The 12,040-nt window shown below is 46.1% G+C and carries 13 protein-coding genes; 8 read left to right on the top strand and 5 right to left on the bottom strand.

The features are described from left to right. Positions 1 to 182 precede the first annotated feature (182 nt). Complete coding sequence (locus NST33_RS03795; RefSeq protein ID WP_036606057.1) at positions 183 to 1,013, top strand: alpha/beta fold hydrolase; 831 nt, start codon at positions 183 to 185, stop codon at positions 1,011 to 1,013. 102 nt (positions 1,014 to 1,115) lie between these two features. Continuing rightward, positions 1,116 to 1,901: a class III extradiol ring-cleavage dioxygenase gene (locus NST33_RS03800; RefSeq protein ID WP_017690674.1), complete on the top strand. Its 786-nt coding sequence runs from the start codon at positions 1,116 to 1,118 to the stop codon at positions 1,899 to 1,901. Between the two features lie 169 nt (positions 1,902 to 2,070). Here NST33_RS03800 and NST33_RS03805 read toward each other — a convergent pair whose 3' ends face one another. Further along, positions 2,071 to 2,283 carry a hypothetical protein gene (locus tag NST33_RS03805; RefSeq protein ID WP_017690673.1) on the bottom strand — a complete coding sequence of 71 codons (213 nt, stop codon included), beginning with the start codon at positions 2,281 to 2,283 and terminating at the stop codon, positions 2,071 to 2,073. Positions 2,284 to 2,438: 155 nt separating this feature from the next. Next, positions 2,439 to 2,981 (bottom strand): DoxX family protein, encoded by a 543-nt coding sequence (locus NST33_RS03810; protein WP_036606056.1) that lies wholly within the window; start codon positions 2,979 to 2,981, stop codon positions 2,439 to 2,441. 340 nt (positions 2,982 to 3,321) lie between these two features. Here NST33_RS03810 and NST33_RS03815 point away from each other — a divergent pair, with 340 nt between their 5' ends. The 4 genes from NST33_RS03815 (at position 3,322) to corA (ending at position 7,646) form a co-directional block, all read left to right on the top strand. Further along, positions 3,322 to 4,398: a DUF3048 domain-containing protein gene (locus NST33_RS03815; RefSeq protein ID WP_339306809.1), complete on the top strand. Its 1,077-nt coding sequence runs from the start codon at positions 3,322 to 3,324 to the stop codon at positions 4,396 to 4,398. Between the two features lie 317 nt (positions 4,399 to 4,715). Beyond that, positions 4,716 to 5,333 carry a DUF47 family protein gene (locus tag NST33_RS03820; protein WP_221818723.1) on the top strand — a complete coding sequence of 206 codons (618 nt, stop codon included), beginning with the start codon at positions 4,716 to 4,718 and terminating at the stop codon, positions 5,331 to 5,333. A gap of 14 nt (positions 5,334 to 5,347) precedes the next feature. Further along, positions 5,348 to 6,337 carry an inorganic phosphate transporter gene (locus NST33_RS03825; RefSeq protein ID WP_036668387.1) on the top strand — a complete coding sequence of 330 codons (990 nt, stop codon included), beginning with the start codon at positions 5,348 to 5,350 and terminating at the stop codon, positions 6,335 to 6,337. A 349-nt stretch (positions 6,338 to 6,686) separates the two neighbouring features. Then, positions 6,687 to 7,646, top strand: a complete 960-nt coding sequence (gene corA / locus NST33_RS03830) for a magnesium/cobalt transporter CorA (protein ID WP_036668386.1) — start codon at positions 6,687 to 6,689, stop codon at positions 7,644 to 7,646. Positions 7,647 to 7,929: 283 nt separating this feature from the next. On the opposite strand, the gene NST33_RS03835 is transcribed toward corA, so the two are convergent. Both NST33_RS03835 and NST33_RS03840 read right to left on the bottom strand, forming a co-directional pair. After that, the gene (locus NST33_RS03835) at positions 7,930 to 9,018 is read right to left on the bottom strand and encodes a DNA alkylation repair protein (RefSeq protein WP_339306811.1); all 1,089 of its coding nucleotides are present in this window, start codon (positions 9,016 to 9,018) and stop codon (positions 7,930 to 7,932) included. Between the two features lie 132 nt (positions 9,019 to 9,150). Next, a complete protein-coding gene (locus NST33_RS03840; RefSeq protein ID WP_339306813.1) occupies positions 9,151 to 9,786 on the bottom strand; it encodes a tyrosine protein kinase in 636 nt (211 codons plus the stop codon). 454 nt (positions 9,787 to 10,240) lie between these two features. Here NST33_RS03840 and NST33_RS03845 point away from each other — a divergent pair, with 454 nt between their 5' ends. Then, on the top strand, positions 10,241 to 10,531 hold the full coding sequence (locus NST33_RS03845) for a YerC/YecD family TrpR-related protein (RefSeq protein ID WP_017690665.1): 291 nt from the start codon (positions 10,241 to 10,243) through the stop codon (positions 10,529 to 10,531). A 1-nt stretch (position 10,532) separates the two neighbouring features. After that, a complete protein-coding gene (locus NST33_RS03850) occupies positions 10,533 to 11,318 on the top strand; it encodes a CbiX/SirB N-terminal domain-containing protein (RefSeq protein WP_339306815.1) in 786 nt (261 codons plus the stop codon). A gap of 145 nt (positions 11,319 to 11,463) precedes the next feature. Here NST33_RS03850 and NST33_RS03855 read toward each other — a convergent pair whose 3' ends face one another. Then, a complete protein-coding gene (locus NST33_RS03855; protein WP_339306817.1) occupies positions 11,464 to 12,033 on the bottom strand; it encodes a TetR/AcrR family transcriptional regulator C-terminal domain-containing protein in 570 nt (189 codons plus the stop codon). Positions 12,034 to 12,040: the final 7 nt, after the last annotated feature.

The following is a 12,040-nucleotide window of genomic DNA, read 5'->3' on the forward strand; positions in this document are numbered from 1 at the left end:
TGCGGTCATCAACCGATAAAATGTAGAATAACAGTCGACGTAGAAAGGATTCTTACGTACGTTGACTTGAAGGTTACGGGATGATAATATATGAATAACATCTTAATACACACTAAACTTATCGGATTATATATATTTAATAAATGAAGCTCAACAGGCTAAGCGTGAAAGGGGAAATCGGTATGGAACGTCAGATCAGTATCCGTCATGGGCAGGAAGAATTAACAGCCACGATTCATTATCCGGTTGTGAAAGATATCAAGGAGGAGAAGAGCCAGCAACGGGTCCCTCTGGCGGTCATCTGCCACGGCTTTGTTGGTAGCCGGATCGGCGTGGATCGTTTGTTTGTAAAGACTGCTCGGGAGCTGGCTGAAGACGGTTATCTGGTCCTGCGTTTCGATTATATCGGTTGCGGAGAGAGCAGTGGGGAGTACGGAGCGGAAGGACTGGAGTCCATGGTGCTGCAGACCCGATCGGTGCTGGATTACGCGGTGAATTGCAGTGATGTAGATCCTACGCGTGTTACGCTGATTGGTCATAGTCTGGGTGGTGCCGTTGCATTACTAACTGCAGTACGTGACAAACGTGTCAAAAACCTGGTGATGTGGTCCTCCGTGGGTTATCCATTCAATGATATCGTGAAGATTACGGGACGGGAAGTATACGATGAAGGCGTGAAACTGGGTGCGGCTGATTATCTGGGATACAAATTCACACCGACGTTCTTCGAGTCCCTAGCTGAACAACAGCCATTCCAGGAAGCAGTTAAGTTTAGCGGAGATGTACTCGTCGTGCATGGCACGTCAGATGAGATTATTCCTGTAGACTACGCATTCCTGTATCAAAAGGTATTCTGGATGCGCCAAGAGGGCCGCTGTGACAAGGAGATCATCTTCCAGGGCGATCACACCTTCTCTTCAGGTAAAGAGCGGGAACAGCTGATTACGCGTACCAGAGAGTGGCTTGGCGAACGTCAGAAGATCGAGCAGGATTGGCAGCACTGGATGATATAAGTGGCAGGATTACAACTGTTTGGGATGTCAGCTTGGAAAAGCGCCTTCTTAAGGGTAAAATAGAGGAGTAAGCATTCTATCCGTGTCTGGAGGTTGGCAGCAATGACATTACCCGCACTTTTCATTGCGCATGGTTCTCCCGCTCTGGCGGTGGAGAGCAATGACTACACTCACTTCTTGAACCAGCTTGGAGACAGGCTGCCGGCTCCGAAAGCCATTGTCGTATTTACGGCGCATTGGGATTGTCCTGAACCGTCCGTGACGATGGATGATACACATCAGACCTTGCATGATTTTTACGGATTTCCTTCTACGATGTATACGATGGAATACCCTGCATCTGGGCAGCCAGATTTAGCAAACGAGATATGTGCTTTGTTCACCCGCAGCAATCTGGCACATCAGCCGATTCGAGGCCGAGGGCTGGATCATGGCGTATGGGTACCGTTGCTCCATATGTATCCCGAGGCTAACATTCCTGTGATTGCTGTATCTGTAGACTCACTGCGTACGCCGCAGGAACAGTATGATATTGGCCGAATGCTGGAACAGCTGCGGCATGATGATGTGTTAATCATTGGCAGCGGTGGAACGGTTCACAATTTGCGATTGCTGGGCAATACGGATGAACCGCAAGAGTGGGCGGTGGAGTTTGATAACTGGATCGGGGAGCGCTTGCAGCAGTGGAACACAAGAGAACTGTTTCAATATGAGAAAAAAGCCCCTCATGCACGTACGGCGGTTCCGTCGTATGGTACAGAACACATTGCACCTTTGTTCTACGCCATGGGTACAGCGGATATGTCCCGATCAGCGAAGCGTCTATTCCAGTCTTACCCTTATGGAACGCTCAGTTTGAACTGCTGGCAGTTTGGAGACGGCGTGTAACTTGGAACAGACAACAGCCTGATTATGGTGCTTGAAGCCAGTTTCGTACGAATAACGTGTATTAATGCATACAATTACAATATATAAACAAAAAAGAAGGTTACTGTACACCCTTGATGGGCTACAGTAACCTTTTTTCAATACAAGGACTTATTCATGCAATAGATCTTTATTTGCGGATTTCGAACAATTCACAGTCTGTACGCGAATGATAAGCGAGCTCACTGACACTGGATTGTACCACTACGGTGTTGCTGTCAAAACGGATAATGATGCCACCGGAGTCAATCTGGTGATTATCTTTAAAAACTCGAACCTTATACTTCATATTCATGGCTTCCTGGAAGTCCGCATCGGTCTCGAGACGTCGCTGGGTCGGCATATCCTGTACTCCTTTGAAGTTCAACTTTATTTCATCATAATACGATTTTCTGTGGATGGGCAAGTCAGTCAGGCATTCGGGCTGATTTTGAAAAGTAAAAAGCCCTGCTCTCCAGGGGGATTGGGAGCAGGGCCGAGAATGCTATGAATGATTGCTTAAGCTGTTTTTTGAGTAGGGCTAATCGTTGGTGTGTCTTTAGGAAGATTTCCTTTGTTGTTACGAGTGAACAATCCGCGAAGGTAAGGCAGTACCCAGTGATCCAGACCAATTTTACCTGCATTTGCACCAGCAACGACAAGGAAGATTTCCATTACAACCAGTTGAGCATTCGTGCTTACTGTTCCCGAGAAGAGGAACGCGAAGTTCATGACCATAGCCATCAGGGCAGCCAGTGTTGTGAAGCAGCCGAGGATGAGACCCAAACCTACAAGGAATTCACCCAATGGGATAACGAAGTCGAACAGTCCTGCGTTTGGTACTGCGAATTTCTCAAGGAACGTTGCCCACCAAGCTTGGACAGCCGGGTGATCACCTGTTGCTTTTTCTACCGCACCGGCCAAGAACCCGCCAGCTTGGAATCCGCCAGTTAATTTGCTCCATCCATGAGTCATCCAATCATAACCGATATACACCCGAAGTACTGTCAAAATCCACATTGCTACTTTGTTTTCTCTAAGCCATTGGTTTGTGCTGAACATATGAACCACTCCTTCATGGAATTTAGTGTGTGTTGTTTTTTTTCTTTTTCTAAGTGATCACCTTTGATGTCTTTATTGTATAGTTCAAAAGTCGTTTTGTTTGTGATTAAAATCACAATCTAGTTCAAATTTTAAGTAAGGTTTGAGGAGTTCACATTTAGGACATATTTTTCTCGCGATATGCTGTTTCAAATATGAATTACACGCTGTATCAAGGCCTTCTGGGCGCAGACAAATCGGATGGGGTGTGATTAAATGGAAAGAAATACGTGAAATGGTTGCCTACATGAGACATATATCACAACTTAGAACCAGGCCATATCGTTCAGGAGGTCCTATATTGAAGCTTTTTAAATGGAACAAAGCAGCATCGGCTGCATCTCTCTTTATTCTCTCATTGAGTCTTGTTGCCTGCCAAAACCAGGAGGCGACCCCGATGCCACTTCAGCCAGAACCGACACTTGCCCCTGTACAAGAAGAACAGAATGTGGAGGAATCCAACACGTCTCTTTATACAGCACCTCTGACGGGTCTGCCTGTAGATGAAGCGATTACGCGTCGACCACTCGCCGTAATGATTAATAATGCACCAGCAGCTCGGCCCCAATCGGGTCTTAGTTCAGCCGATATCATTCTTGAAGTCCTCGCTGAGGGAGGCATTACCCGTTTCATAGCCATCTTCCAGAGTGAAGGCGGTGCGGAGACGGTTGGACCTGTCCGCAGTATACGTCCATATCTGATTGAGCTGGGCGAGAGTTATGATGGGGTACTTGTTCACGCTGGAGGCAGTCCGGATGCGTATTCCATTTTGCAAAGGCAGCAGAAACAGCATATGGATGAAATTTCGAATGGTGGACCATATTTCTGGCGTTCCTCTGATCGTAAAGCTCCGCATAATCTATATACTTCAGCGGACAAGCTGAGAGAAGGATCAGATATCAAGGGTTATAGCCATGACTTCAAGTCTCCCGTATACATCTATAACGAAGAAGGCGCGACATCCGCAGGAGAGGCAGTGAAGCAATTCGATATCCATTATTTATTGGATAGTTACCGGGTGACGTATGATTATGATGAAGTTAGCGGACGATATATGAGAATGGTGAATGGCAAGGCAGATCAGGATCTGGATAATGGCACTCAACTTGGCGCAGCGAACATCATTGTGGCAGGTGCAGATCACAAGGTGCTCGATAGTGTAGGTCGGTTGTCCGTTAATTTGGAACAGGGCGGGGAAGCCATGTTGTTTCAGAAGGGCAAGATGATTCGTGGGCAGTGGGTGAAGAAGCAGGGGGATATTATACGATTTGCTCAGGGTGGTAATGAAGTTGCTCTTGTGCCGGGTAAAACCTTTATCAGCATTGTTCCCAATCAACCGGAATTTTCCAGTCACGTGAAGCTGGCTGTGCACCAATAAAAGGATGTAATGAAAGAAAACAATGAAACATGTATCCATTTTGTTGTCAAAAAGGCATTATAACTTACCTTATCGTGAAAAGTAGAATCGTGTCGATTCTGTATTTTGATGTCGAATTGTAAACGCAGTGTAAAATCTTGACTTGAATTTACCATTATTCCAAATAATTAAGATTCATTTCAGATTAATGTGATAAGAATATAAAAAAGGATCACACCTTTTGTACAAACCATGAAACAAATATGATAAGATATCAAAGGTTGTCATTTCATGTTTCATCGGTTATCAGCAATTTTTCTCGTAAAGGGGATAGAGCTATGAAGCTTAAGAAGAAGAAGGATATATTTTTTGAGACACTGGAGAACATGGCAGATACGGTTGTTCAAGCGGCGGATTATTTCTCCCAGCATGTTTCCAACCTTCAGGATGTGACTCTTTTCGCTAATGAAATGAAGAAGTACGAGTCGAAATGTGATGATTTCGTGCATACGATTATTACAGAACTCAACAAAACATTTATCACGCCGATCGAACGCGATGACATCATGGAGCTGACAACAACACTTGATGACGTATTGGACGGACTCGAAGCAACGGCTTCCCGTTTCTATATGTACCAATTGACTGAACCGGATGAATTTATCGTTCAGTTCTCTGAAATTTTGCGCCAATCGGCTTACGAAATTCAGAAGGCGATCCATCTGCTGTCCCAGAAAAAATTGCTGGCTATTCGTGAGTACACCATTCGTTTGAATGATCTGGAAAACCAGGGCGACGAAGTGCTTCGCATGTGTATCAAACATCTCTTCGCTACCGTGTCTGATCCGATTGAACTGATCAAGCGTAAGGAAATTTACGAGCGTCTTGAGACAACAACGGATGCTTGTGAAGACGTAGCGAATGTGCTTGAATCCATCATTATGCGTAATTCTTAAGGAGCCAGAGAATAATGGAAACAACGATTTGGGTATTAGGTATAGTCGTCTTCCTTGCACTGGCGTTTGACTTCATCAACGGTTTTCACGACACGGCCAATGCCATTGCGACTTCGGTCTCAACCCGAGCGCTGACGCCACGTCGAGCTATTCTTATGGCAGCGGTGATGAACTTTGTCGGTGCGATGATGTTCACAGGTGTTGCGAAGACGATTGGGGGGAGTGTGACCGACCCCACCACGCTGGATAACGGGATAGAGGTCGTCATAGTCACCTTGATATCAGCGATTATCTGGAACCTGGTTACATGGTGGTTCGGTATTCCGTCCTCATCCTCACATGCACTTATTGGAGCCCTTGCAGGTGCCGTACTCGTTGGCGCAGGATCTGATAAAGTGAAATGGAGCGGATTCATTGATATCGTCGGTGGTTTGTTATTATCACCTCTGATCGCATTTGCGATAGGTTATGTGGTCATGACGATTCTCAAATATATTTTCGCCAAACGCAGTCCGCATAACGTGAACAAAGGTTTCCGTACGGTACAGATTTTCACGGCAGCACTGCAAGCATTCACGCATGGTACGAATGATGCACAGAAAGCGATGGGGATTATTACGTTTGCTCTGGTTGCAGCAGGTGTGCAGGATAATCTGGATGTTCCGCTGTGGGTTAAAATCTCAGCAGCAACTGCGATGGCTCTGGGTACATCCATTGGTGGTTGGAAAATCATCAAAACGATGGGTACCAAAATCTTTAAAATTGAACCGATCAACGGTTTTGCCGCGGATCTGTCAGCTGCATCCGTTATTTTCACAGCAACGTTGCTTCACCTTCCAGTTAGTACAACGCACGCGATCACATCAGCTATTCTGGGTGTGGGCTCCGCGAAACGTTTCTCTGCGGTGAAATGGGGACTTGCTGGACGTATTATTATTACGTGGTTCATTACGATTCCGATTACTGGGGCACTGGCAGGATTATTGTACTGGATTATTTTCTAAAAAGAGAAGTTATCCCGAACAAATTCGGAGTTACCAGACAATCTGTTCATAACTGTGTGAATATCGGGATATGTGGATAAATATACAACCAAAATCAAGAGACGCCTGTGCATGAACGTGTGGACAGGCTGGATATGTGGATAGCCATCCGTGGAATGATAAACCAAAAGAAGATATTCCTGTGGATACAGGGAACTGTGGATAGGGAAATGAGAGAAGCCAACAGGGTTGGCTTTTTTTGTTGTCGAGTTTGAATGCGTCTGTGGATATTTTGGACACGTGGGAGACGTACCTATGGTTAAAGTTGTACAATGACGTAAAGATACAGGACAAGGACGTGGTCTAATTTATGATTCGTACACTCGCCATTACACGAGAACATCAAGTCTCCGTTAACGTACCACTTACACAGCTGGATCTGAACGATTACGCCTGGGTATGGGCCGATTTTAACCAGCCAACGGAAGAGGAAAGCCGTTTGCTGGATACATATTTTCATTTTCACCCTTTAGCTATTGAGGACTGTCTGCATGTATTGCAGCGGCCTAAGCTTGATTATTATGATAATCTGCAGTTTCTTGTACTGCATGCACTGAACCCGTCCACACTGGAAGCCGAGGAGGTTGACTTGTTTCTCGGATCAAACTTCCTAGTGTCTTTTCATCATGGCGTATTGGAGGAAGTGGATGAAGCGTGGGAGCGCTTGTTGCACCATGCACATGAACGAACCATCTGGGCGCGAGGTCCGGTGGCAGCAGCCTATACGGTGATGGACAAGCTGGTCGATCATTATTTTCCGTCTTTATTTGCGATTGAGGATGAACTGGCTGAACTGGAGAACCGGGGTGGACAGGAGTCAGTTGAAGACTTGATGAACCAGGTGTTTGATCTGCGGACTCGATTGCTGAAGCTGAGACGAACGGTAGTACCGATGCGGGATCTGCTCTATCGGGTGGTCAATTCCCAGCATGTACAGCGAACAGGTGAACATACGGCTTATTTTACCGATATCTATGACCATTTATTGAAGCTGACGGATATGATTGAAGCTGATCGGGAGATGACCGCTGACCTGCGCGACAGTTATATTTCCCTGAACTCCAACCGGATGAATCAGATCATGAAGACACTCACGGTGATTACGACCGTATTTATGCCACTCACACTGATCGCGGGTATTTATGGCATGAACTTTGCCTATATGCCTGAGCTGCAATGGAAGTTTGGGTATGGTGCGGTGCTGCTGTTAATGTTTGTGCTTGGCGGAAGTATGGTGGCTTGGTTTGTAAAACGGGGTTGGTTTAAGTAGAAAATGTTATACCTTACTGCTCCGTATGCAGTTCCATCTTTCGGTGATAAGCGCACGCTATTGCAAGCAGATCATCAGAAGAAGATAGCTAGCTGAAGCAACGTTTGTTACATATGAAAAGGGCCACTGGACAAGGATCTCAGGCAGAAATAACTGTCGGGAGATGATGCTTGCCAGGTGGCCTTTCTGATTCTTCTATTAGAAGTTTTGAAAAAAAAATGTATCCACATGTGAATAACTATTCCGCTGCAGTAAGCTGTGTATAACTTACGATGTCTTCCTGTTACTCCACTTCAAGAACAAAAGAAGTCGTTGCTGCCTCTTTACCATTCACAACAATCGTTAGTGTATGTAGTCCAGCATAATATTTTCTTGTTGTAATGATTTTGAACGATTGTGTAGTGGCTACCTTGGTTCTGCCTGTCGGGTACATTTTATCGGAGCATTTGAATCGTTTGGGAGCCTGTTTGCCGTTTGCCTTCATATAACCCATCTCATATTCAATTCGCAGCATCTGTGACTCGCCGCTCTCATTAACGACATCAAACGAAAAGTGAAGATCCTCGCCAATGCTAATCGAATCCTGGACAAGCAGAAGCTGCTCAATGTGAATCGAATCCTGCTCGTTATAACCAAAAAGACTTAGTGCTTTGCTATGTCCTTTCTTCAGTAATGACCTGCTGGCATGCCGGACAATCCAGTCTGTGTGTACATGTTGTCCATACCAGGTCGTGGCCAGATCCATAACTAGTTCAGGGTGGTCCTTGGAGATGTCATTCAGATGATTGGCGACACTTTTGCGAACATAGAGGGACTCGTCCTGTTTCAATGCATGCAGAATCGGAAGTACAGGTGTTGGATCGGTGATAAAGTTCTGGAGTTTGGCGCCCCATGGCAACCGTGGCCGGCTGCCTTCACTGGCAAGTCTGCGGTTATGCTCGTTGTTGCTCTCTGCCCACGTCATCATATGTTTCATCGTTTGGATTGGATAATGTTCAATAAACGGGCGTACCGCGAACTCAGAGCTGGAATAAGGTGTGAAGAGGGTCAGATACTTCATGGATAACTCGTAATCCTCTGGGTCAAGTCCGTTCACTTCGATAAAATCGGGTACAAATAGATATTCAACACCTCTCATCGTCGGGGCGGCTTGTTCAATAATATGTAATGCTTCCTCATAATTGTCCGGCAGTACCTGGGTCAAAGCCAGTGTGATTCTGCGAATGCGCGCTTTGAATTCTAACTGTCCCCAGCCTTCAGCGAAAACCAATTCATGAAATTGCTGTGTATCCAGCTTTGGGTAGAATTGACGCAACAGTTCGCCGGTCCGATCGATTAATGCGGGAGTGTATTTGTCTTTGATAAGTTCCATGGTCCGCCTCCTTTAGTTACTATCCAGTATACCTCAAATTACAGAAATAAGAACGTAAGTTCCTGAAATTTATTTGTATACGGATGAACGTTGTTAAGGCACCCGCCTTTTGCAAGGGGATGCCTGGATTTTTTAACCTTTGCGACTTTTGGGACGACGCTTCGTGGAATTGGATTTGCGGCGGACTGGAGTTGTGTTGCGGCGACGTGTAGCATTCGTTGTTTTGTTCCGACGTTTGTTTTTACGTTTCCGGGGTGGCGTATATTCTTCATAGTCTGCATCAGCTGCGCTGTTATTCGATTTTCCTTTTCCAAAAGGCAGAATGCCCATAACAAGTTTCATCATCGGAGCCATCTGCTGGATCCCACCGACGACCTTCTGCATTTTGCCTATTCCACTCATGATCCCATCAATGCCGCCGAAGCGGTCAATCATTCCTTTTAACTCACCGATGTTGGCTAATGAAAAGCCGGAACTGCCAGTAGCAGGCGCCGGTACCGGAGCTGGGGGAAGAACCTGAGCTGCGCCTCCATATAAGTTCCCGCCAGCTACACCTTGCCCATACGGTACGATTGCAGATGCTTCGACTTCACCAAAGCCCGGGTAGTGTGGTTCTACGCCAGGGTACATCGGTTGGATCTGGGTTTCATTCAAAGACCGTGGAACCACACCGGGCGGCATATAGGCAGAAGTATGCGCCTGGCGATGAGCATGAGAAGACGGACGCTGCCTTGGTGCTGGCTGGCGGTGATAATAATGCTGTGGCATGAACGATCACGTTCCTTCTATGTTGGATTTCGGAATTGCGTTCCATGAGTTGCATGACAGATGTACATCATAGACCCTTGTGGAACTCCCTTTTGTTATACTGTATGTCATTCGCGGAGAGACGGCGTAGGCGGGTATCCCGGAAAACGGGATATTTGCGGATTTGGGCGCATGTAAGATGGCAGGTTCACGAAGAGTAAAATGCAGTTCAGACACAAAGTTGTAACATTTAGGAGGATTGAAATCCTACATAAGTAATCGGATATATACAGGTGAAAACTGGGAAATAGCGCGGTAAATTCGTCCGATGTACGCGAGGGGAGGACAATAGTACCTTTTGTAAGCGGTAACATGTATTTTTATTCTGTAGTGCGTGAAATCGGTAACGCTTGAAATACCAACTCAGGGTGAGTACAATGTAGGTACACAGTAACCGCTAGGGGATGATGATGAAATGCAGCTGAAAAAGCTAAATGATAAAAGCATTGAACAACTATTCGAGGCTATTTTGACGCTAAAAGATATTGAAGAGTGTTATGTTTTCTTTGATGACCTCTGCACAGTTAACGAGATCCAATCCATGTCCCAGCGGCTGGAAGTGGCTCGTATGTTGGGTAAAGGCAATACGTATAACCAGATTGAAGCAGAGACAGGCGCGAGTACAGCTACAATTTCACGTGTGAAACGCTGCCTGAATTACGGCAATGATGGTTATAAAATGACGCTGGAACGCCTGGGACGCTAATATGAAGAAGCCGGGTGTACTCATCATCAGTCACGGTTCACAGGAGCAGACCTGGGTGGAATCCGTCGATGACGCGATCTCCCGGTTGAATCTGCCTATTCCATTACCGGTTGAAGCCGGTTTTCTTGAACTTGTGGAAGGACGCCTGATCCAGGACGGTATCGACCGACTGGAAGCACAAGGCGTAACCGATATTCTGGTCGTACCTCTATTTGTTTCGTCCGGGAGTACACATGTGGATGAAATTGAATATGCCATTGGTGCAAAGGAAACACCTGATCGCGAAACGGATCTGGAACCGTTCGATGTGAAGGCTCGGGTTCACTTCGGGTATCCGGTGGATAACGATCCGGATATTGCCGTGATGGTGTGGGACAAAGTCCGATTGTTGTCGCAGCAACCAGAGAAGGAAACGATTCTGCTGGTAGGCCATGGGAGTATTCATGATGGTTTTCGCGAGCGTTGGGAAGCCGGAATTTCTTCCCTTGCAGAGCGTGTGCAGGAAGTTAGTGGTGTAGCCCATATGGATTATGCATTGCTGAATCCGGAGAGTGTGTACGATAAAGTGAAGTACTGGAGCGAAGAGCGGGGGAACCGAGTCATTGTGGCGCCGCTGTTTTTGAGTGCCGGTTATTTCACGAGGAACGTTATCCCGGATCGGCTGCAGGAACTGAACTATGTGTACAGCGGTGAGACACTGTTACCACATCCATTGCTTGGGCAGTGGCTGGAGCGCCAAATCCAGATTTTGCTGGAGAGATGTAATGAGGTTAAAGCTTCTTCTTGAAGTGATCGCTTTGGCATAGGTGTGTAATCACATCGCTCGCAGTAATGTCGTATCAATTGATTTGAACTCCATAGCTTCATAAACAATCAAACCACGTCGAAGGACGTGGTTTTTGTTTGTTGTAGATCACTTGAAAGAAATTGGGCTATCCATTAATCGGTGCGTGCAATTGCAGATGTAGCTCCAGTAAACTTATTAATTGGTCAACGATCTCCTCGGCCGGATAAGGCATGGAATTCATAATCCACCACTCCAGGAGGCCCACAGCAGCGGAAGCAAGAAACTGTATGGTGATCTCTTTTTTCATACCTTCCTGTATACCACAGGCATCCATCTGTTCCTCCACTCCCTGGACCAACAATGTCATCAACTTACTACGGAATGCCGGAATACCTTTTTTGGTTAGAAGTATGGTATAGGTAGACGCATGTTGTTCCAGATAACGGAAGGTTCTGAGAAGCGCATCCTTGGCCGTAACGGGTGTTGTAGTAGAGCTTTCGATCATACAGGCATCCAACAACCGCTGCAAATAGGTCTCAATGCATTGATCCAACAGGTCGAACTTGTCAGCGTAATGCAAATAGATTGTTCCTCGGTTTACATTAGCCCGATCAGCAATATCGTTTATCGTAATTTGCTCGAAATCCCGTTCTTCCAGTAACCCGACAAAAGCTTCGATTATCGCCTTTCGTGTCTTGAGTACTCGTCTGTCCATGGCCCCT

The sequence above is a fragment of the Paenibacillus sp. FSL L8-0435 genome, from assembly GCF_037965655.1.
GTDB lineage: Bacteria > Bacillota > Bacilli > Paenibacillales > Paenibacillaceae > Paenibacillus.

Excerpts from the sequence above, each read along its gene's own strand:
- NST33_RS03795 (WP_036606057.1), top strand. The coding sequence starts at position 183 with ATGGAACGTCAGATCAGTATCCGTCATGGGCAGGAAGAATTAACAGCC.
- NST33_RS03805 (WP_017690673.1), bottom strand. The coding sequence starts at position 2,283 with ATGCCGACCCAGCGACGTCTCGAGACCGATGCGGACTTCCAGGAAGCC.
- NST33_RS03855 (WP_339306817.1), bottom strand. The coding sequence starts at position 12,033 with ATGGACAGACGAGTACTCAAGACACGAAAGGCGATAATCGAAGCTTTT.
- NST33_RS03800 (WP_017690674.1), top strand. The coding sequence starts at position 1,116 with ATGACATTACCCGCACTTTTCATTGCGCATGGTTCTCCCGCTCTGGCG.
- NST33_RS03810 (WP_036606056.1), bottom strand. The coding sequence starts at position 2,981 with ATGTTCAGCACAAACCAATGGCTTAGAGAAAACAAAGTAGCAATGTGG.
- NST33_RS03825 (WP_036668387.1), top strand. The coding sequence starts at position 5,348 with ATGGAAACAACGATTTGGGTATTAGGTATAGTCGTCTTCCTTGCACTG.
- corA (WP_036668386.1), top strand. The coding sequence starts at position 6,687 with ATGATTCGTACACTCGCCATTACACGAGAACATCAAGTCTCCGTTAAC.
- NST33_RS03820 (WP_221818723.1), top strand. The coding sequence starts at position 4,716 with ATGAAGCTTAAGAAGAAGAAGGATATATTTTTTGAGACACTGGAGAAC.
- NST33_RS03835 (WP_339306811.1), bottom strand. The coding sequence starts at position 9,018 with ATGGAACTTATCAAAGACAAATACACTCCCGCATTAATCGATCGGACC.
- NST33_RS03850 (WP_339306815.1), top strand. The coding sequence starts at position 10,533 with ATGAAGAAGCCGGGTGTACTCATCATCAGTCACGGTTCACAGGAGCAG.
- NST33_RS03840 (WP_339306813.1), bottom strand. The coding sequence starts at position 9,786 with ATGCCACAGCATTATTATCACCGCCAGCCAGCACCAAGGCAGCGTCCG.
- NST33_RS03845 (WP_017690665.1), top strand. The coding sequence starts at position 10,241 with ATGCAGCTGAAAAAGCTAAATGATAAAAGCATTGAACAACTATTCGAG.